This window comes from Streptomyces sp. NPDC003720 (genome assembly GCF_042875075.1).
Classification (GTDB): domain Bacteria; phylum Actinomycetota; class Actinomycetes; order Streptomycetales; family Streptomycetaceae; genus Streptomyces.
In genome coordinates this window covers 207,859-227,268 of sequence record NZ_JBIANZ010000002.1, presented here as the reverse complement: position 1 = coordinate 227,268, position 19,410 = coordinate 207,859, and the positions used below count along the sequence as shown (strand labels likewise).

General features: G+C 73.7%; 16 protein-coding genes. 7 read left to right on the top strand and 9 right to left on the bottom strand.

The window, feature by feature from the left end:
• Positions 1 to 110 precede the first annotated feature (110 nt).
• Positions 111 to 1,256, bottom strand: a complete 1,146-nt coding sequence (locus ACFYU0_RS06480; RefSeq protein WP_389298246.1) for a sulfite oxidase — start codon at positions 1,254 to 1,256, stop codon at positions 111 to 113.
• 183 nt (positions 1,257 to 1,439) lie between these two features.
• On the opposite strand from ACFYU0_RS06480, the gene ACFYU0_RS06475 reads away from it, so the two are divergent.
• Positions 1,440 to 3,509, top strand: a complete 2,070-nt coding sequence (locus ACFYU0_RS06475) for a discoidin domain-containing protein (protein ID WP_389298245.1) — start codon at positions 1,440 to 1,442, stop codon at positions 3,507 to 3,509.
• 19 nt (positions 3,510 to 3,528) lie between these two features.
• Here the strand turns inward: ACFYU0_RS06475 and ACFYU0_RS06470 are convergent, their stop codons facing one another.
• Positions 3,529 to 4,320: a hypothetical protein gene (locus ACFYU0_RS06470; RefSeq protein WP_389298243.1), complete on the bottom strand. Its 792-nt coding sequence runs from the start codon at positions 4,318 to 4,320 to the stop codon at positions 3,529 to 3,531.
• Between the two features lie 276 nt (positions 4,321 to 4,596).
• Between ACFYU0_RS06470 and ACFYU0_RS06465 the strand changes: the two genes are divergently transcribed.
• Both ACFYU0_RS06465 and ACFYU0_RS06460 read left to right on the top strand, forming a co-directional pair.
• Positions 4,597 to 5,469, top strand: coding sequence for a trypsin-like serine protease (locus ACFYU0_RS06465; protein ID WP_351666446.1), 873 nt, complete (start codon positions 4,597 to 4,599; stop codon positions 5,467 to 5,469).
• Positions 5,470 to 5,536: 67 nt separating this feature from the next.
• On the top strand, positions 5,537 to 6,223 hold the full coding sequence (locus tag ACFYU0_RS06460) for an HAD family hydrolase (RefSeq protein WP_389298242.1): 687 nt from the start codon (positions 5,537 to 5,539) through the stop codon (positions 6,221 to 6,223).
• An 18-nt stretch (positions 6,224 to 6,241) separates the two neighbouring features.
• Here ACFYU0_RS06460 and ACFYU0_RS06455 read toward each other — a convergent pair whose 3' ends face one another.
• From ACFYU0_RS06455 to ACFYU0_RS06440, 4 genes are read right to left on the bottom strand one after another with little or no spacing between them, the layout of a single operon-like run.
• The gene (locus ACFYU0_RS06455) at positions 6,242 to 7,384 is read right to left on the bottom strand and encodes an XdhC/CoxI family protein (RefSeq protein ID WP_351666442.1); all 1,143 of its coding nucleotides are present in this window, start codon (positions 7,382 to 7,384) and stop codon (positions 6,242 to 6,244) included.
• A complete protein-coding gene (locus ACFYU0_RS06450; protein ID WP_389298239.1) occupies positions 7,377 to 9,515 on the bottom strand; it encodes a xanthine dehydrogenase family protein molybdopterin-binding subunit in 2,139 nt (712 codons plus the stop codon). Before ACFYU0_RS06450 ends, ACFYU0_RS06455 begins: the two co-directional genes overlap by 8 nt.
• Positions 9,512 to 10,504 carry an FAD binding domain-containing protein gene (locus ACFYU0_RS06445; RefSeq protein ID WP_389298237.1) on the bottom strand — a complete coding sequence of 331 codons (993 nt, stop codon included), beginning with the start codon at positions 10,502 to 10,504 and terminating at the stop codon, positions 9,512 to 9,514. The genes ACFYU0_RS06450 and ACFYU0_RS06445 overlap by 4 nt, the downstream gene beginning before the upstream one ends.
• Positions 10,501 to 11,085, bottom strand: coding sequence for a 2Fe-2S iron-sulfur cluster-binding protein (locus ACFYU0_RS06440; protein WP_351666511.1), 585 nt, complete (start codon positions 11,083 to 11,085; stop codon positions 10,501 to 10,503). Before ACFYU0_RS06440 ends, ACFYU0_RS06445 begins: the two co-directional genes overlap by 4 nt.
• Before the next feature lie 345 nt (positions 11,086 to 11,430).
• On the opposite strand from ACFYU0_RS06440, the gene ACFYU0_RS06435 reads away from it, so the two are divergent.
• Positions 11,431 to 11,958, top strand: a complete 528-nt coding sequence (locus tag ACFYU0_RS06435; RefSeq protein WP_389298901.1) for a TetR/AcrR family transcriptional regulator — start codon at positions 11,431 to 11,433, stop codon at positions 11,956 to 11,958.
• A gap of 325 nt (positions 11,959 to 12,283) precedes the next feature.
• On the top strand, positions 12,284 to 13,270 hold the full coding sequence (locus ACFYU0_RS06430; RefSeq protein ID WP_389298235.1) for an asparaginase: 987 nt from the start codon (positions 12,284 to 12,286) through the stop codon (positions 13,268 to 13,270).
• A gap of 251 nt (positions 13,271 to 13,521) precedes the next feature.
• On the opposite strand, the gene msrA is transcribed toward ACFYU0_RS06430, so the two are convergent.
• Entirely contained in the window at positions 13,522 to 14,043 is a 522-nt protein-coding gene (msrA, locus tag ACFYU0_RS06425) for a peptide-methionine (S)-S-oxide reductase MsrA (RefSeq protein ID WP_351666433.1), read from the bottom strand.
• A gap of 313 nt (positions 14,044 to 14,356) precedes the next feature.
• Between msrA and ACFYU0_RS06420 the strand changes: the two genes are divergently transcribed.
• Entirely contained in the window at positions 14,357 to 15,175 is an 819-nt protein-coding gene (locus ACFYU0_RS06420) for a class I SAM-dependent methyltransferase (protein WP_351666432.1), read from the top strand.
• A 53-nt stretch (positions 15,176 to 15,228) separates the two neighbouring features.
• Here the strand turns inward: ACFYU0_RS06420 and ACFYU0_RS06415 are convergent, their stop codons facing one another.
• On the bottom strand, positions 15,229 to 15,396 hold the full coding sequence (locus ACFYU0_RS06415; RefSeq protein ID WP_351666431.1) for a hypothetical protein: 168 nt from the start codon (positions 15,394 to 15,396) through the stop codon (positions 15,229 to 15,231).
• Between the two features lie 216 nt (positions 15,397 to 15,612).
• The gene (locus ACFYU0_RS06410; RefSeq protein WP_389298232.1) at positions 15,613 to 18,216 is read right to left on the bottom strand and encodes a PA14 domain-containing protein; all 2,604 of its coding nucleotides are present in this window, start codon (positions 18,214 to 18,216) and stop codon (positions 15,613 to 15,615) included.
• Between the two features lie 159 nt (positions 18,217 to 18,375).
• On the opposite strand from ACFYU0_RS06410, the gene ACFYU0_RS06405 reads away from it, so the two are divergent.
• A complete protein-coding gene (locus tag ACFYU0_RS06405) occupies positions 18,376 to 19,389 on the top strand; it encodes a LacI family DNA-binding transcriptional regulator (RefSeq protein WP_351666509.1) in 1,014 nt (337 codons plus the stop codon).
• The last annotated feature ends 21 nt before the right edge of the window (positions 19,390 to 19,410 follow it).

The following is a 19,410-nucleotide window of genomic DNA, read 5'->3' as shown; positions in this document are numbered from 1 at the left end:
GGGTACCCTTCCCGGCCGCCCGTATGGGAACGGGATCGCACGGCGGGCGGCGTGGCGCGCGCGGCGCGCGGGAGGTCGCCGTGACGCGTCGGGCGACGGGCGAGGGGCCGTCATACGGTGTCGCCGGGGTCCCTGTCAGCCGGGTCCGGGCAGAACACCGGCACCCGCTGAACCAGGTTGTTGGCGAAGCCGCCCCGGTTCCAGGACTGTTCGAGCGGCTGGGTGTTCCCCGCCGCGTCGTGGGCGCGGACGCTCAGCAGGTGGTCGCCGGGCTCGGCGGACCACTCGCAGGCCCACCGGCGCCACGCCCAGCGGTGTCCGTGGTCCGGTTCGAGATCCACCGGGTGACGGCTCGCGCCGCCGTCCGTGCTGAACTCCACGGTCGTCACCGGGGCGCGCCCCGACCAGGCCCGCCCCTCGACGCGGACCGGGCCCGGCGCGACGATCCGGGTGCGGGACATGAAGTCGGGGAAGCCGGGCGGTATCAGCAGCGCACGGGGAGCGATCCGGGTGACGGGCCGTCCCGCCTCCCCGGTCTCCTGCCTGATCCGGTAGGCGACGGACTGCTGGAAGCCGGTGAAGGGCTCGTCGACGACCGTGATCGCGCGCAGCCACTTCACCTGGGCCATGCCGTACCAGCCGGGCACCACCAGGCGCAGCGGTCTGCCGTGCTGGGGCGGCAGCGGCGCGCCGTTCATGGCGTAGGCCACCAGGACCTCGGGCTCCGCGCCGGTGGCGACGTCGAGCGGGAGGGAGCGTGCGTAGTCCTGTTCGACGCCGCGTTCCACGCCGTGGTCGGCGCCGGTGAAGACGACGTCGACGGCGTCGGAGGCGACCCCGGCCTCGGCGAGCAGGTGGCGCAGCGGTACCCCGGTCCACTCCGCCGTGCCCACCGCCTCCAGCAGCCAGGGCTGGCTCACCGGCCTCGGCGACAGCAGGGCCCTGCCGTTCCCGGCGCACTCCAGGGTCACCCGGGTGGTGACGGCGGGAAGGGCGCGCAGGTCGGCGGCCGAGAGGGTGAGCGAGTGCCGCACCCGTCCGCCCAGCGTCAGCCGCCAGGCGTCGTCGTCGGACACGTACGGGATGTCGTAGTGGGTGAGGACGTAGTGCAGGCCGGGCGGGGTGAGGTCGTAACGCAGGGCCTCCAGCGGCAGGCCGTGGTTGCGGGCGGCAAGCGCCAGTTCGTCCTGTCCCAGGCCCTCGCCCGCCGCGGCCAGCCGGGCGGGAGCGCTCACGTCGGTGAGTCGGCGCCCCATGCCGTCGATTATTCGCCCAGGGCCGCGCTCGCGCACCGGCTGGATCGGCGCGGCCCGCGCCCGGGTGCGGCGGGCGTCTTGACGTTCCGGGCGGCAGTGGCGATCCTCGGGGCAGATTGTGTCGTACATGACAACGTCAGCCCGACCGTACCGCGCCATCCCGCCGACCGAGGGACGTGGGCCGTGACCGTACGCAGAGACCCCCAGCGCCACCGCAGGGAGGCGGGCGTCCTCACGGCGCTGCTCCTGGTGCTGGCCGTCGTCCTGAGCCCCACGCCGAGTTCGGCGGCCGCCGCCGGGAACGACTGGTGGACACCCGTGTCACGGCCCGCGCCGGACTCGGGGATCGGCGTCACCGGCGAGCCGTTCAAGGGCACCGACGCCCAGGGCCGGGTGCGGGGGTTCGCCGACGCCCACGACCACCTGTTCGCCAACGAGGCCTTCGGCGGCCGGCTCATCTGCGGCAGGGTGTTCTCCGAGGCCGGGATCGCCGACGCGCTCAAGGACTGCCCCGAGCACTACCCCGACGGCTCGCTCGCCGTCTTCGACTTCATCACCAAGGGCGGCGACGGCAGGCACGACCCGGTCGGCTGGCCGACGTTCAAGGACTGGCCCGCCCACGACTCGCTGACCCACCAGCAGAACTACTACGCCTGGGTGGAGCGCGCCTGGCGCGGCGGTCAGCGCGTGCTCGTCAACGACCTGGTCACCAACGGCGTCATCTGCTCGGTCTACTTCTTCAAGGACCGCGGCTGCGACGAGATGACCTCGATCCGGCTGCAGGCGAAGCTGACGTACGACCTCCAGTCCTACGTCGACCGGATGTACGGCGGCCCCGGCAAGGGCTGGTTCCGGATCGTCACCGACAGCGCGCAGGCACGCGAGGTCGTCGAGCAGGGCAAACTCGCGGTCGTGCTGGGCGTGGAGACCTCCGAGCCGTTCGGCTGCAAGCAGGTCCTGGACGTCCCGCAGTGCGACCGGCACGACATCGACGCGGGCCTGGACGAGCTGTACGCGCTCGGCGTGCGCAGCATGTTCCTCTGCCACAAGTTCGACAACGCGCTGTGCGGAGTGCGCTTCGACTCCGGCGGACTCGGAACGGCGATCAATGTCGGCCAGTTCCTGTCGACCGGCACGTTCTGGAAGACCGAGAAGTGCGCGGGCCCGCAGCACGACAACCCCATCGGCTCGGCGGCCGCGCCCGGGGCGGAGGCCAAGCTGCCGCCGGGGGTGAGCGTTCCCGGGTACGGCGCGGACGCGCAGTGCAACGCGCGCGGGCTCACCGACCTCGGCGAGTACGCCGTGCGCGGCATGATGAAGCGCAGGATGATGCTGGAGATCGACCACATGGGCGTCAAGGCCGCCGGCCGCGCGCTCGACATCCTGGAGGCCGGCTCCTACCCCGGCGTGATGTCCTCGCACAGCTGGATGGACATGAACTGGACCGAGCGGGTCTACGGCCTCGGCGGTTTCGTCGCCCAGTACATGAACGGCTCGAAGGGCTTCGTCGCCGAGGCGAACCGCACCAAGGCGCTGCGGGAGAAGTACGGCGTCGGCTACGGCTTCGGCACCGACATGAACGGCGTCGGCGGCTGGCCGGGGCCGCGGGGCGCGGACGCCCCCGACAAGGTCGTCTACCCCTTCCGCAGCGTCGACGGGGGTTCCCTGATCGACCGTCAGACCACGGGCGAGCGCACCTGGGACCTGAACACCGACGGGGCCGCGCACTACGGCATGGTGCCGGACTGGATCGAGGACATCCGGCGGGTGGGCGGCCAGGACACGGTGGACGACCTCTTCCGCGGGGCCGAGTCCTACCTCGGCACCTGGGGAGCGGCCGAGCGGTACCAGGCCTCGGCCGACCTCGCCGCCGGAGCGCCGGCCACGGCCAGCTCGTCCGAGTGGAACCCGTTCACCAGCTACGCGCCGGGCCGGGCGGTGGACGGCCGGCGGGACACCCGCTGGGCCAGTGACTGGAGCGACGGCCAGTGGCTGCGGATCGACCTGGGCTCGACCCAGCTCGTCGGGCGGGTCACGCTCGACTGGGAGCGGGCGTACGGCAGGTCGTACCGCGTCGAGCTCTCGACGGACGGGGTGAACTGGCGGACCGCCTGGTCGACGACCAGCGGCGACGGCGGCCTGGACACCGCCCGCTTCTCCCCCGGGCCGGCCCGCTACGTCCGCGTCACGGGCACCGGGCGCGGAACCCGGTGGGGCTACTCGCTCTACGAGGTCGGCGTCCACAGCGGCTGACGCCGGCGGCCCCGGCCCCTCAGGAGCGGCCGCTCCCGGACCCCGCCGTTCCGCCCGGCACGCCCGCGGGCGCAGGCGGCGGAACGGGCCCGGCGGACGACGGGGCGGCCGGGTCCTCGTCGTCCAGTTCGCCGCGCAGGGCCGCGACGGCGAACGCCACCATGGAGGCGGCGAGGACCACGGCCAGCGGCCCCCAGATCGCCGGGATCGCCCACATCGGCCAGTCGTTGGCGGACTGCGCCCAGAGCGTCATGAGGGCGGTGACGGCCATGCCGAAACCGTGCCACCGCACCACGGCCGCCGCCCGGGCGTGCCGCCGGTCGCTCCGGGCGAACAGGGACCACAGCGCTCCGACGAGTGCCGCCAGACCGAACGAGCCGCAGGCCAGGGCGCCGCCGAGTCGGTCCTCGGGCCACCCCACGGGCCCGTCGGACGTCTGCTGGCGCCGCCCCTGGGCGTCCCGCACCTCGACGACACGGCCGTGCCAGATCAGCCCGACGACCTCGTCGCCCGGTTCCACCTCGGACAGCACGGGGTCCGTCTGCCGGAACGTCACCCGCCACGGCTTGCCGGAGGGCAGCGCCAGCCGGGCCTCCGGCGACTCGTTCCGCTGCGCGCGGTGCGGGTCGGCCGTGCGAACGGTGAAACCCTGCCGCCACACGCAGGCCGAGGGCTTCACGGGCACGGAGGGGCACGCGGGCGCGGCCCGGTAGGCGCGCTCCCGCTCCAGCGCCCCGCGGATCTCGGAGGCCGAGGCCACCGCACCGCCGAGAGCCACCACGGCGATCAGCAGCCACATGACGCTCCGCACCCCGTTGTGCTCCCCCGCCCCCACCCTGCCCCCTCGCCTCACCCGTGCCGTTCCCTGCTCGTATCCGAGCACGGCGGTGCCGGGCCCGCCCAGGCCCGGCACCGGCAACGCGCACCCCGGCGGACCTGCCGGACCCCGGCAGCGAGCGGAGAGCCGGCCCGCCGCCGGCGCCCATCCCGCGGCGCCGTCTTGTGGCGAGCCGTCACAGCCACTTCAATGCTCCCTACCTCCCCACAGGAGAACACCTGTCCCACACACCCAGTGAAGGGGTTCTTCTTGACCGCCATACGCGCCACCGCCGTGACCGCGGCGACCTGCGCCCTCGTCCTCGCCGCCGCGCTGCCGTCCTCCGCGATCAACTCGTACAACGCCGCTCCCGCGCCCGAACGCACCGAGGTGGGCGCCCTCGTGGCCACCTGGGACGACGACGGCGATCCGGCGACCCCGGACCGCACCGACTGGGTGTGCTCCGGCACCATGGTCGACGCGAACACCTTCCTGACCGCCGCGCACTGCACCAGCGACTGGCCGGCCGGCGTCAGGTTCCACGTCTCCCTCGACCAGGACGTCCAGGCCGGGCTCGACGCCGCCGCGAAGCGGTACCCGGGCGACCCGGCCGCCCAGGCGGACGCCGTCGGGGTCGAGGGCGTCGCGCACACGCACCCCGCCTACCCCGGCCCCTCCTCCGACCCGCACGACATCGCGGTGATCGAACTGCCCGCCGCGAAGGTCGCGTCCCGCTGGTCGTTCACCCCGGCCGCCCTGCCGGCCGCGAACCAACTGGACGGCCTCACCTCCAAGGAGCTGAACTCCACCGAGTGGACCGTCGCCGGGTACGGCACCCAGGAGGCCGCACGGGGTCCGGGAGGCCAGACGCACCCGGGCGGCGGAGTCCGCATGAAGGCGCCCGTGAGCTTCGACGCGCTCAACAAGGCATGGGTCCGGCTCGCCATGACGGCGCCCCAGGGCAACGGCGGGGCCTGCTACGGAGACTCCGGCGGCCCCAACTTCGCCCAGCTCGGCGGCCGGAGGGTCCTCACCTCCACGACCATCACCGGCGACGGCCCGTGCTACGCCACGAACGTCACCTACCGCCTCGACACCCCGGGGGCCCGGGCGTTCCTGTCCCCCTTCGTGAAACTGCCGTGACGCCCACCGCGCGCCAGGAGCGCTCACCGCGCCCTCTGTCCCGCCGGTCGGATGACATGATCACCGTGTGACCAGCGAACTCTGCAGCACCGGGGCACGGAAGTACGTCCTCTTCGACGTCGACGGCACGTTGATCGACGCCGTGGCGAACCAGCGCCGGGTCTGGGCCACCTGGGCCCGGCGCTACGGTCTGGATCCCGCCGAGGTCTACCAAGTCGCCCTCAGGACACGGCCGATGGAGACGTTCGCCGTCGTCGCTCCGGACGAGGACCCCCGAGTGTGCCTGGCGGCGCTGCACGAACTGGAGGACCACGACGTCCGGTACGGCGAGTACTCCGCCGTCGACGGCGCGGGCGAGTTGCTGGCGGCCCTGCCCGCCGGCTGCTGGGGGCTGGTGACCTCCAACTACGAGCACCGGGTGCGGGGGCGGTTCGCCCGGACCGGGCTGCCGGTTCCCCAGGTGCTCGTGGACGCCGGATGCGTCGAGGAGGGGAAGCCGTCGCCCGTCCCGTACCTGCTGGCCGCGCGACGGCTCGGGGCCGAGCCGCGGGACTGCCTGGTCGTCGAGGACGCGCCGTCCGGGGTCGAATCCGGACGGCGCGCCGGCATGACCGTGTGGGGCGTCAACGCTCCCGCACCGGTGCCCGGTGCGCACCGCCACTTCCGTACCCTGCGCGAGGCGATGCCCGAGATCCTCGCCTTCGCGGCGGGGGCGCGCGGAACGCGCCCGGCGGAGCCGGAACCGGCTGCCTGAGCGGGCCGGGGCGCCGGTTCAGGCCGCCGTCGCCCCTCCGTGTTCCGCGCGGTCGCGGTGGATCGGTGTGTCCGTGCCGGTCAGGGGGACCCCCGTACCGCCGCGCCGGGCGGCGACGATCTCCGCCGCGATCGACAGGGCCGTCTCCTCCGGGGTGCGGGCGCCGAGATCGAGTCCGATCGGGGACCGCAGCCGGTCCAGTTCCCGGGCGCTCACGCCCTCCTCCCGCAGCCGCCGCAGGCGGTCCTCGTGGGTGCGGCGCGAGCCGAGCGCGCCGACGAACGCCACCGGAAGCGCCAGCGCCGCCTTGAGCAGCGGTACGTCGAACTTCGCGTCGTGGGTGAGGACGCACAGCACCGTGCGGGCGTCGGTCTCCGTCCGCCGCAGATAGCGGTGGGGCCAGTCGACGACGACCTCGTCGGCGTCCGGGAAGCGGGCCCGGGTGGCGAAGACGGGCCGGGCGTCGCAGACGGTCACGTGGTAGCCGAGGAACTTTCCGGCCCGGGCCAGCGCGGACGCGAAGTCCACCGCACCGAAGACGATCATGCGCGGGGGCGGCACGTTCGCCTCGACCAGCAGGGTGATGCCGCCGGGGCAGCGCGAGCCGTCCTCGGCGATGTCGACCGTGCCGGTGCGCCCCGCCTCCAGCAGCGCCCCGGCCTCCGCCACCGCCGTCCGGTCCAGGTCCGGATGGCCGCCCAGGCCCCCCTCGTACGTGCCGTCGGGCCGCACCAGCACGGCTCGGCCGAGGAGCCCGGCCGGGCCCCGGACGACCCGGGCGAGCGCGGCCGGCTCGCCGTGGGCCGCGGCCGCCAGGGCCGGCGCCAGCGCCGTGCGGGCGGGTGCCGCCGCGCCCACCGGCGTGATCAGCACGTCGAGGGTGCCGCCGCAGGTCAGGCCGACGGCGAAGGCGTCCTCGTCGCTGTAGCCGAACCGCTCCAGGACGCTCTCACCGGTCTCCAGCGCCTCCTGGCACAGGTCGTACACGGCGCCCTCCACGCACCCGCCGGAGACCGAGCCGATGACGGCGCCCGCACGGTCGACGGCCAGGGCCGCGCCGGGCCCGCGGGGCGCGCTGCCGGCGACGGCCACCACGGTGGCGACGGCGAACTCCCGCCCCTGTGCCATCCAGTCGTTCAGTTCCCCGGCCAGGTCAAGCATCCGGCGCTCCTCCGGAGGCGGTGAGGACGCGGTCGGGCCGGATGGGCAGGTTCCGGTGGCGTACGCCGGTCGCGTGCCAGACCGCGTTGGCGATGGCGGCCGCGGCGCCCACGATGCCGATCTCGCCGATGCCCTTGATCCCGACCGGGTCGTCGGGATCGGTGTCCTCGATCCAGTCGGCCTCGATGTGCGGCACGTCGGCGTGGGTGGCCACGTGGTAGCCGGCGAGGTCGGGCCCGACGTGGCCGCCGCTCGCGCGGTCCCGGACGGCCTCCTCGTGCAGGGCCATGGAGATGCCCCAGGTCATGCCGCCCAGGAACTGGCCGCGTGCCGTGAGTGGGTTGACGATCCGGCCGGCCGCGAAGATGCCGAGCATGCGGCGCACGCGCACCTCGCCGGTGGCGACGTCCACGGCGACCTCCGCGAACTGGGCGCCGTAGGAGTGCCGTTCGGCGGGTGCGAGGGCGCCGACGGCCGCGGTGGTGTCCGAGCGAACGGTGATGCCCTCCGCCGGGATGTCGCCGCTCAGGGCGAGCCGTTCGCGCAGTTCGGCGGCGGCCGTGGTGACCGCCCAGGACCAGGAGCGGGTGCCCATGGAGCCGCCGGCGATCATCGCCGGCCCGAAGTCGCTGTCGCCGATGCGGACCCGGACGCGGTCGGGGGCGACGCCCAGGGCGTCCGCGGCGACGAGGGTGAGCGCGGTGCGGGCTCCGGTGCCGATGTCTGCGGCCGCGATACGGACGGTGAAGGTGCCGTCCGGGTGAGCGGTCGCGGTGGCGGTGGACGGTGCGGCGCCGGCGCCGAAGGACGCCGCGGCCGTGCCCGTTCCGAGCAGCCAGCGGCCGTCGCGGCGCCGTCCGGGGCGCGGGTCGCGGTCCGCCCAGCCGAACCTGCGGGCGCCCTCCCGGAAGCAGGCGGGCAGACTGCGGCCGGCGAAGGGCAGCCCGGAGACCGGCCCCCGCTCCGGTTCGTTGCGCAGGCGCAGTTCGATCGGGTCGACGCCGCACTGCTCGGCCAGTTCGTCCAGCGCCGCCTCCAGCGCGAACGAGCCAGGCGCCTCGCCCGGGGCCCGCATCCAGGTCGGGGTCGGCAGGTCGAGCCGTACCACACGGTTGGCGGTGTGGTGGGCGTCGGCGTCGTACATCACCCGGGCCACGCCGGCGCTGGGTTCCACGAACTCGTGCACGGTGGAGGTGACGCTCACCGAGCGGTGCTCGAGAGCGCGCAGCCGGCCGGTCGCGTCGGCGCCCAGCCGGACGTGCTGCGTGGTGGGGCTGCGATAGCCGGCCAGCGAGAACATCTGACGCCGGGTCAGCACCACGCGCATGGGCCGCCGCAGGGCGGTCGCCGCCATCACGGCGGCGACCTGGTGGGCGCGGACGCCCTTGCTGCCGAAGCCGCCGCCGACGTGCTCGGAGCGCACCCGCACCGACGCCGGGTCGAGCGAGAAGAGGTTGGCGAGTTCACCGACGACCCAGGTGGCGCCCTGGTTGGAGTCGACCACCTCGAGCCGGCCGCCGTCCCAGCGGGCGGTCGCCGCGTGCGGCTCCATCATGCTGTGGTGCTCTTCGGGCGTGGTGTACTCGGCGTCCACGACATGGGCGGAGGCGGCGAGTTCGGCGTCCAGGTCGCCCTTACCGGTCACCGCCGGCATGAAGCCGTCCACCGGGTAGGCGTCCGGGTGCTCGCCGTCGAAGTCGATGTCGTGGGGCTCCTGTTCGTAGTCCACGACGAGCGACTCGGCGGCCTCCCTGGCCTGTTCCGGCGTCTCGGCGACGACCAGCGCGACCGGCCAGCCCAGGTGCGGCACCCGGTCGTGCTGGAAGACGGCGCAGGTGGGGTCCGGCGGCGTGCCCAGCATGCCGACGTAGTCGGTGTTGAGGCGCGGGGCGTTGCGGTGGTCCAGGACGGCGACGACGCCCGGCATGTCCAGGACGGCGTCGGTGTCGAGGGCGCGGATGCGGCCGCGGGCGATCGTGGAGAGCACCAGCCAGCCGTGCGCCAGGCCGGCGAAGGGGATCTCCCCCGAGTAGCGGGCGGCTCCGGTGACCTTGTCCCTGCCCTCGACGCGGGTGTGCGCGGTGCCGACGGAGGCGGGTCGCGCGGGGGTGCCGGTGGTGACGGTGGTCATCGGGCGGCCTCCTCGGCGAGTTCGGTCAGGACGGCCACCACGAGGTTGCGCATCAGGGTCACCTTGTATCCGTTGCGGGGCAGCGGCCGGGCTGCCGACAGTTCGGCGTCCGCGGCGGCGGCGAAGGTGTCGGCGCCGGCCGGGGCGCCGGTCAGGACTTGTTCGGCCGCGTGGGCGCGCCAGGGGCGGGAGGCGACCGCGCCCAGGGCCAGGCGCGCGTCCCGGACCACTCCGTCCCGGATGTCGAGCGCGGCGGCGACCGAGCCGATGGCGAAGGCGTACGAGGCCCGCTCGCGCACCTTGCGGTAGCGGGAGTGGGCGGCGACCGGCGCGGGCGGCAGCGAGACGCCGGTGATCAGGGCGCCGGCCGGCAGGGCGGTCTCGCGGTGCGGGGTGTCGCCGACGGGCAGGTAGAAGTCGGCGAGCGGCGACCGCCCCGGACCGTCGGCGGTCTCGAAGTGGACGACGGCGTCGAGCGCGGTGAGCGCGACGCCCATGTCCGAGGGGTGCACGGCGACGCAGTGGCCGGACGCCCCGAGGATGGCGTGGTTGTGGTGCTCGCCCTGGACGGCCGGACAGCCGCTGCCCGGGACGCGCTTGTTGCACGGCTTGGTGACGTCGGTGAAGTAGCCGCAGCGGGTGCGCTGCAGCAGGTTCCCGCCGACCGTGGCCATGTTGCGCAGCTGTCCGGACGCGCCGGCCAGCACCGCCTGCGCCAGCACCGGGTAGCGGCGCCGGACCGCGGGGTGCGCGGCCAGGTCGCCGTTGGTGACGGTCGCGCCGATGCGCAGGCCGCCGTCCTCGGCCGACTCGATCTCGTCCAGCGGCAGTTCGCGGATGTCGACGAGCCGGGCCGGCCGTTCCACACCGGTTTTCATCAGGTCGACGAGGTTGGTCCCGCCGCCGAGGAAGCGCGCGTCCGGGTCGGCGCCGAGCACCGCGACGGCGCCGGCGACGTCGGACGCCCGCTGATAGCCGAACTCCCTCATGCCGAGGCCTCCTTCGTGCTCGCCGCGGGGGTGGCGGAGACGGCGGTGTCCGCTTCGGCGCCGGCCGCGCGGGCCACCGCCCGGACGATCGACACGTAGGCGCCGCAGCGGCACAGGTTGCCGCTCATCCGCTCCCGGATCTCCTCCGCGGTCAGGGGTGGCGGCCCCGCTTCGGGACTGATGTCGCCGGTGACGGCGCTGGGCCAGCCCGCCGCGTGTTCCTGGATCACCCCGATCGCCGAACAGATCTGGCCCGGCGTGCAGTAGCCGCACTGGAAGCCGTCCAGGTCGAGGAAGGCCTGCTGCACGGGGTGGAGCCGGTCGCCGTCGGCCAGGCCCTCGACGGTGGTGATCTCGCGGCCCTCGGCCGCCACGGCCAGCTGCAGACAGGCCACCGTGCGGCGCCCGTCCACCAGGACCGTGCAGGCGCCGCACTGGCCCTGGTCGCAGCCCTTCTTGGTGCCGGTGAGATCGAGGCGCTCGCGCAGGGCGTCGAGCAGGGTGGTGCGGTGGTCGACGGGCAGTGTGTACTTCTCGCCGTTGATCTTCAAGGTGATGACACTGGACGTCGATGAGGCCATGAGCAGCTTCTTTCGCATTTCCAGAAGATGGGGGGCGCCCGGCGACCGGGATGCCGGGCGGTCGGAGCGTGGTGCGGAGCGTGCGTGGTGCGGGCCGTTGCCGCAGGGGGCGAAGCGTGGTGCGGGGCGCTTGGACCGAAAGGACGGACGCGGACTGCCGCGGGTTCGCGGCCCCGGCTATCGTGGACGCAACAACCGGACAGCTGTCCGCTACCTGGAAAACCTAACGGACAGCTGTCCGGTTAGCAAGGGCGAGGTTCGGCCACGGACCTGCGAGGAGGACGAGTGCCATCCAGAGACGACTCACCCCGGCGCTCGGACGCGCAGCGCAACCGTGAGCGCATCATGGAGGTGGCCCTCGTGGAGCTGACGCGCTGCGCGGACGCCCCGCTGAGCGCGATCGCCAAGAAGGCCGGTGTCGGCCAGGGCACGTTCTACCGGAACTTCCCCAACCGCGAGGCGCTGGTCCTGGAGATCTACCGGCACGAGATACAGCAGGTCGCCGACAGCGCGGCCCAGCTGCTGCGGACCCGGCCGCCCGAGGAGGCCCTGCGTGCCTGGATGGACCGGCTCGCCGAGTTCGCCATGGCCAAGGCCGGCCTCGCCGGCGCGATCCGCCAGGTCACGAGCACACCGGGCAGCCCGGCGAAGCCGACGCACACCCCGGTGACCTCCGCCGCGGAGCTGCTGCTGCGCGCCAACGAGGAGGCCGGCACGATCCGCCCAGGCGTCACGGCGGACGACTTCGTGCTGGCCATCGCGGGCCTGTGGCAGCTCGACCCGGACGACGACTGGCGGTCACGCGCCGCCCGCCTCCTCGACCTCGTCATGGACGGCCTGCGCACGGGAGCGCCCGGGGCGCAGGGCCGGTAGGCGCGGCGCGGCCACTGCCAGAGCACGGGGACGACCGACGCGGCGCAACCACGGCCGGAGCACAGAGACAGCCGACGCGGCGCAACCACGGCCAGAGCACAGAGACAGCCGACGCGGCGCAACCACGGCCAGAGCGCGGAGACGGCCGGGGCGGCGCGACCGGACCTCGAGGGCGCCGCGCATGCGGCCGCGGCGCGGAGATCACCCGCGGGTACCGTGACGCGGTAGCCCAGGTGGACGACCCGCTCGGCCGGCCGGCGGCTCCGGCGGACCCGGGGGCCGGGCGGGCGGGCCGTCCCGATCCGCGTCCGGGAGGTCAGCGCCCATGTCCGAGTCAGCCACTGCCACCACCACCGCCGTAGCCGGCCCCCGCACCGCTCCGGTCCTCGCCGAGGTCGTCCGTTCCGGATTCGTCGAGGGGCGGCACCGGGGCAGCCTGGTGCTGCTCGCCGCGGACGGCTCGGTGGAACTGGCGCTCGGCGACGTGACGTCCCCGGTCTTCCCTCGGTCCGCCAACAAGCCGATGCAGGCGGCGGCCATGCTGCGGGCGGGTCTGCGGCTCGACGGCGAACGGCTGGCCCTGGCGGCCGGCAGCCACTCGGGCGAGGCGTTCCACCGGGACCTGGTCCGCACGATGCTCGACGAGCACGGGCTGAGCCCCGAGGACCTGCGGTGCCCGCCCGCCCTCCCCCTGGACCAGGAGGAGCAGGAGAGGTACCTGGCCGCGGGCGCGCGTCGCGATCCGGTGGCCATGAACTGCTCCGGCAAGCACACGGCGATGCTCGCGGCGTCCGCGCTGCGCGGATGGCCGCTGGAGTCCTACCTCGACCCCGGACACCCGCTCCAGCGGCTGATCCGGACGGCGGTGGAGGAGGCGGCCGGGGAGCCGGTGGCTGCGGTGGGCACGGACGGCTGCGGGGCGCCGCTCATGGCGGTCAGCCTGACCGGACTGGCCCGCGCCTTCCGCTCCTGCGTCCTCGCCGAACCCGGTACGCCCGTGCGCCGGGTCGCCGACGCCATGCGCGCCCACCCCGAGTACGTCGCCGGCACCCGCCGCCACGACACCTGGCTGATGCGGGAGTTGCCGGGCACCCTGGCGAAGGTGGGCGCGGAAGCCGTCCAGGGGCTCGCCCTGCCCGACGGACGCGCCCTGGCCCTGAAGATCGAGGACGGCGGCGGCCGGGCGCTGGGGCCGGTCCTCGCCCGCGCCCTGCGCCTGGCCGGTGTCACGGCGCCCGTGGTCGACCGTGTGGGCCGCTCGCCCCTGCTGGGCGGCGGCCGGGAGGTGGGAGAGGTGCGGCCGGCGTTCTGAGGCCGATGCACGCGGCCGCCGGCCCCCGGCGCCCGCGTCACCAGCGGGGGCCGCCGGCCAGGCGCCCGTCGTCACGGCCCTCGACTCCCCCAGCGCCTCCCGCAGCCACCCCCGGCGGTGCGGCCGCACCTCCGGTGCCGGGGCTACCGGCCGGTGGACGCCGGATCCGGGCCGGATCCCTCGGGGACCCCGGTCGGCTCCCTCGCGCGGCACGAAGGGCCCGGAGCTTCCCGCTCCGGGCCCTTCGCCGTTCAGTTCGCCGTGGAGGAGGCCCTGCGCGGCAGCTTCCAGTCGGGGCGCGGGAAGTGGCAGGTGTAGCCGTTCGGGTAGCGCTCCAGGTAGTCCTGGTGCTCCGGCTCGGCCTCCCAGAAGTCACCGACGGGCTCCACCTCGGTGACCACCTTGCCCGGCCACAGCCCGCTCGCCTCGACGTCGGCGATCGTGTCCACCGCGACGCGGTGCTGCTCCTCGTCCGCGTAGTAGATCGCGGACCGGTAGCTGCGCCCGATGTCGTTGCCCTGGCGGTCGCGCGTGGTCGGGTCGTGGATCTGGAAGAAGAACTCCAGGATGTCGCGGTAGCTCGTGGCCGCCGGATCGAAGACGATCTCGATGGCCTCGGCGTGGTCGCCGTGGTTCCGGTAGGTGGCGTTCGGGGTGTCGCCGCCGGAGTAGCCGACGCGCGTGGACACGACGCCGGGCTGCTTGCGGATCAGGTCCTGCATGCCCCAGAAACAACCGCCTGCCAGTACGGCTCGCTGGGTTCCCACAGTCATCGGTCGCTCCCTCGCCCTGCTGCTTGTACGTTCGTCCAGCCTAAGGTCACACCGGCCCGGGATATTCCCCGGCCCGGGACCCGCGGAGGGCGTACGGGGACGGGGCGGGCTCAGGCGGCCCGACCGGCGTACCGGCGCCGCCGTCCGGCGGTACGTCCGGCCTTCCCGCAGGTGTGTCGATTGACAGCCGGGACACCGTGGCGGACGCTCGGCGCATGCCGCTCGCCACCCTCCCCGCCGGAGCGCCGGCCCCTCCGCCCCGGGCCCACGGCGTCGCGCACGGGACCGGTGCGGCCGGCCTCTGGGAGGCCCGATGACGGCCGGTTCGCCCGCGCCCGGCGGCCCGGCCGGCGAGGGCCACTACGGAGAGGACCTCTTCGAGCCGAAGCATCCCGGGGAATCCGAGCGGATCGACGCGGCCGCTCTCGCGTACGACCCCTTCACCACCGGCAGGCTCCGGGCGCTCGGCGTGGAGCACGGCAGCCGCTGCCTGGACGTCGGGGCCGGCACCGGCACGGTGACCCGCTGGCTGCTGGAGGAACCCGGGGCGGCGGAGGTCGTCGCGCTGGACCGGGACACCAGCGGCCTGGACGCCCTGAAGGACCCGCGGGTCCGGGTACTGACCGCCGACCTCACGGACGACGCCCTGCGGCCCGGCACCTTCGACCTCATCCACGCCCGGTTCGTGCTCATGCACCTGCCCGGCCGGCGCGACATCATCTCGCGGCTCGCGGGCTGGCTGAATCCCGGCGGCCTGCTGGTGCTCGCCGACGCCGTCGAGGTGCCGGACCCGCTGGACACGTCGTCGGCCTACCGGCGGGTCATGGACGCCATGTGGCAGGCGCTCAGGACGACGATCGGCACCGACACCTCGTCCGTTCCCGCCTATCCGCGATTCCTGCGGGAGGAGGGGCTGTGCGACGTCGCCGCGGAACTCCTCTGCCCGCCGCTGGTGGCGGGCAGCCCCCTGGCCCGTTTCTGGTCGGACACGTGGAACCGGATGCGGCCCGAACTCGAGGCGACCGGACGGGTGGACGGCGCCGTCGTCGACGAGGCACTGGCCTACCTGGCCTCGCCCCGGTTCGCCGAACTGGGCCCGGGCATGCTGATGGCCTGGGGGCGGCGGCCCTGAGAACGCGGAGCGGCCGGTGACGGGACGTCACCGGCCGTTCCTGCACGCGGACTTCAGCGTCTGCGGGACCAGCCGGAGCCGATGCCCGCCACGTGCAGCGCCAGCAGGGTCAGACCCAGCAGCATGACGTTGACCGAGGAGAACGTGTCGTTGGTGCTGATGTCCGCCGCGTTGATCAGGAACGAGATGAAGAACAGTACTGCCGCGCCTATGCCGAGCATGGGGGATTCCTCTCCTGGGAAGTGCCTTCCCTGCCCCGTCTGCCCCCTGAACGCCTACACAGACTCACGGAATCGCCCGTTCGTCGCCGGACGGGTCCGGCCCGGGCCGTCCACCGTCGACGCGGTGGACGGCCCGGGCCGGGGACGGTCACTCAAGGCGCCCCCGTAAGGCGCCGCGGCGGCTCGCTGGGAGGCGACGGCCGCCGCGGCTCCGGGTCAGGCGCAGCCCGCCACGGCCGCCCGGGACGCGTCGTCGATCAACGCGTCCTGGGCCGCCTTGAGTCGCCGCACGTCGGGCTTGGTCACCTTGCGGTCGTACGTCATCAGGCCGTTGAGCTCGCCCTCGACGTCCGAGATCTGCGTGTAGACGGCGCCGTTGCCGCCCTTGCAGGCCAGCGCGTGCACCTCGTCGAGCTTCTTCAGGTAGTCGTCGGTGTACGTGCTGGGGTCGACGTCCACGTACGACTGCTGCACCGACCAGGCGTGGCCCGGCACCGCGAGGCCGAGGCCGCCGTACTCACCCGCGACCAGGGCGCGCTGCCCGTCCGGGTGCGGTGGCAGGGCCGGGCTCGGATAGCCGTGCTCGTCCATGATGTCGCCGGCCCCGCCGTCCGCGCCCAGGTTGAGGCCGGACATGTTGTTCACCAGGCGGGTGGGGTCCCAGGACTTGGCCTGGGAGGCGACGCGGCCGATGTCGTACTGGCCCCAGCCCTCGTTGAAGACCACCCACATGACCACCGACGGGCTGCTGATGTGCTCGTCGATCATCTGCTTCATCTCGCGCTCGTACTCGGCGCGGGCCGCGGTCGACGGGTTCACCCCGGCCGTCATGGCGGGCATGTCCTGCCACACCAGCAGGCCGAGCCGGTCGGCCCAGTAGAACCAGCGGTCGGGTTCGACCTTGATGTGCTTGCGGACGGAGTTGAAGCCCATCCGCTTGTGCATCTTCAGGTCGTAGGCCAGGGCCTCGTCGCTGGGCGCGGTGTGCAGGCCGTCGGGCCAGAAGCCCTGGTCGAGGGTGGCCATCATGAAGACCGGCTTGCCGTTGAGGACGGTGCGCGGCACGCCGTTCACCTTCTCCACCGCGATGGAGCGCATCCCGAAGTAGCTGCCCACCCGGTCGTCGCCGACCTTGACCTTGAGGTCGTAGAGGAACGGGTCGTCCGGCGACCACAGGTGGGCCTTCGGGATCTTCAGGGTGAGCGCCCGGCCGGTGCTGCCGGTGACCGTGGCCACCCGGCGCTTGCCGTCGTATGCGGTCGCGGTCACCGGTACGCCGTCGCGCACGCCCTGCGGCTCGACGGTGAGCGTGCCGGTGTCGGCGTGCGGGGTCAGCTTGAGCTGGTCGACGTGGTCGGCGGCGACGGGTTCCAACCACACGGTCTGCCAGATGCCGGAGGACGGGGTGTACCAGATGCCGCTCGGGTCCAGGCGCTGCTTGCCCATCGGCGGGTTCTCGCCGCCGGCCGCGTCCGTCGGGTCGTAGACGCCGACGATCAGTTCCTGGGTGCGGCCGGGCTTGAGGGCGTCGGTGATGTCGGCGCTGAACTTGTCGTAACCGCCCTTGTGTTCGGCGACCTCGGTGCCGTTGACGTAGACCTCGGCCTGCCAGTCGACGGCGCCGAAGTTGAGCTGGAGCCGCTTGTGGCCGCCTACCTTCCAGCCCGCGGGGACGGTGAAGGTGCGCCGGTACCACATGCGGTCCTCGTGCCGTTCGATGCCCGAGAGCTGGGACTCGACGGGGTACGGGACCAGTATCCGCTCACCGAGGGTGCGGCCCACCGGCGGCTGCTCCCCCGCCTTGGCCGCGGCGAACTGCCAGCTGCCGTTGAGGTTCCGCCAGGCGTCGCGGGTCAACTGCGGCCTGGGGTACTCGCGGTGCGCGTTGGCCGGGGTGACGTCGTCGGCCCACTTGGTGCGCAGCTCGTAGGTGGAGTGGTTGGCGCCGCTGCTCCAGAAGGCGCTGACAACGTTGCCGTCCTGGCCTGCGAGTCCGCCCTCGCCGTCGTAGCGGACGTCCGCGAGTCCGGGCGCGGTGCCGGACTTGTCGCCGACGACGGGCTCCTTCAGGGAGACCAGCAGGGCCCTGGGGTCGGCGGGGTCCAGCCGGGCGCCGCCGAGCGGCCAGCTGGCGCCGCCGATGACGGCGTCGAGGTGGCTGGTCAGCGCGGCGGTGGGCTTGGCCAGCGCCTGGGCGAAGTCGAGCCGCAGGGAGCGGCCGTCCTTCAGGACGGTGGTGGCGATGGCGCCGTCGTAGGCGTAGCCCTCGGGCAGCAGGAACGCCGACTGCGGTACGGCGGTCTTGGTGCCGCCCGGCGGCGTCCAGCGCAGGTGGAGGTTGGAGCCTCCGTAGTGCTCGAAGTACTCGACCTTGATGTCGTACGCCTTGCCGGCGGTCAACTCGACCGGAGCACCCGTCTGTTCGCGGTCCCAGTCGTCGACCCAGTGGTCGATGACCATTCTGCCGTCGACCCAGAGGCGGAATCCGTTGTCGCCGATGATCGAGAAGGTGGTGGCGCCGGTCTTCTCGGGCACGATCCGGCCGGTCCAGCGGACGCTGACGTCGTCCGACCGGCCGGTGGCCGAGTTCAGGCGGGACTCCAGGGAGTCGAAGTCGAGCTTCGGGTCGAAGCCGGTGGCCTTGAGCTGGTCGAAGTCGAAGGCGCCGGGGGCGGACTGGGTGTAGTACTCGCCCTTGAGTCCGTGGACCTCGACGGGGTCGTCCGCCGCGGTGGCGCTGGGCGCCGCGGTCAGTCCGGCCACGCCGAGGGCGGCCGCGAGGAGGAGTGAGAGGCGATGTCGGAGTGATCTGATGCGCACGGAACTCCCTATGCCTGAGGAAGGGTGGCGGCTCACTGCTTCAGTCTGTACAACGTTGGAAGCACGGCAGTTGGCATGAGAGCACGGCTCCCGGCCGCTGTCCAGAGTCATGACATGGCTCCGCCCTTCGGAGCTCCCATCGATGCCGAGGAGATCCCTTTGCGGGTCAGCCTGAAGGACGTGGCCGAGCGGGCCGGCGTCTCGATCAAGACCGTGTCCAACGTCGTGAACAACTATCCGCACGTCACACCGGCGATGCGGTCCCGGGTGCAGCAGGCCATCGACGAGCTCGGCTACCGGCCGAACCTGACGGCCCGGCATCTCCGCAAGGGCCGCACGGGCATCATCGCTCTGGCCGTGCCGGAGCTGGGCAACCCGTACTTCGCCGAACTGGCGGGCGCCGTGGTCGACGCGGCGGCCGAGCACGACTTCACCGTGCTGCTGGACCACACCCGCGGCAAGCGCGAGCAGGAGGTGCTGGTCAGCCAGGGCTTCCGGGCGAGGGTGATCGACGGGCTCATCCTCAGCCCGCTGGAACTGGAGGCCGAGGACCTGCAGGGGCGGTCCGACGACGTCCCGCTGGTGCTGCTCGGCGAGCGCGAGTACGACGCGCCGCACGACCACATCGCCATCGACAACGTGGCCGCCGCCCGGGCCGCGGTGCGCCATCTGCTGGGCCGGGGCCGCACCCGGATCGCCTACCTGGGCGCCCGCACGGACTCCGCGAACCGCCCGGCCCACCTGCGACTCGTCGGCTGGCGGCAGGAGTTGGCGGCGGCCGGGGTGCCGGCGCCGGACGACCTGGTGGTGCCGGTCGGCGGCTGGGACCGCGACGACGGCGCCCGGGCCATGGCCGAGTTGCTCGACTCGGGCGTGCGGCCCGACGCGGTGTTCGCGCTGAACGACCTCATCGCGATCGGTGCCATGCGGGTGCTGCACGAGCGGGGTCTGCGAGTGCCGTGGGACGTCGCCGTGGTCGGCTTCGACGACATCGCCGAGGGCCGTTTCGGCGCGGTGTCGCTCACCACGATCGCCCCGGACAAGCAGGCCATCGCACGGATGGCGGTGGCCTCGCTGCTGCGGAGTCTGTCGGGGCGCGAGGAGCCCGGAGGACGTGAACTCGTGGCCGAATTCCGGCTGGTGGAGCGCGAGAGCACGCTGGGGCGGCGGTGAGGCGGGGCCCCGCGCGCTCGG

Excerpts from the sequence above, each read along its gene's own strand:
- ACFYU0_RS06445 (WP_389298237.1), bottom strand. The coding sequence starts at position 10,504 with ATGAGGGAGTTCGGCTATCAGCGGGCGTCCGACGTCGCCGGCGCCGTC.
- ACFYU0_RS06430 (WP_389298235.1), top strand. The coding sequence starts at position 12,284 with ATGTCCGAGTCAGCCACTGCCACCACCACCGCCGTAGCCGGCCCCCGC.
- ACFYU0_RS06480 (WP_389298246.1), bottom strand. The coding sequence starts at position 1,256 with ATGGGGCGCCGACTCACCGACGTGAGCGCTCCCGCCCGGCTGGCCGCG.
- msrA (WP_351666433.1), bottom strand. The coding sequence starts at position 14,043 with ATGACTGTGGGAACCCAGCGAGCCGTACTGGCAGGCGGTTGTTTCTGG.
- ACFYU0_RS06450 (WP_389298239.1), bottom strand. The coding sequence starts at position 9,515 with ATGACCACCGTCACCACCGGCACCCCCGCGCGACCCGCCTCCGTCGGC.
- ACFYU0_RS06435 (WP_389298901.1), top strand. The coding sequence starts at position 11,431 with ATGGAGGTGGCCCTCGTGGAGCTGACGCGCTGCGCGGACGCCCCGCTG.
- ACFYU0_RS06440 (WP_351666511.1), bottom strand. The coding sequence starts at position 11,085 with ATGGCCTCATCGACGTCCAGTGTCATCACCTTGAAGATCAACGGCGAG.
- ACFYU0_RS06455 (WP_351666442.1), bottom strand. The coding sequence starts at position 7,384 with ATGCTTGACCTGGCCGGGGAACTGAACGACTGGATGGCACAGGGGCGG.
- ACFYU0_RS06420 (WP_351666432.1), top strand. The coding sequence starts at position 14,357 with ATGACGGCCGGTTCGCCCGCGCCCGGCGGCCCGGCCGGCGAGGGCCAC.
- ACFYU0_RS06415 (WP_351666431.1), bottom strand. The coding sequence starts at position 15,396 with ATGCTCGGCATAGGCGCGGCAGTACTGTTCTTCATCTCGTTCCTGATC.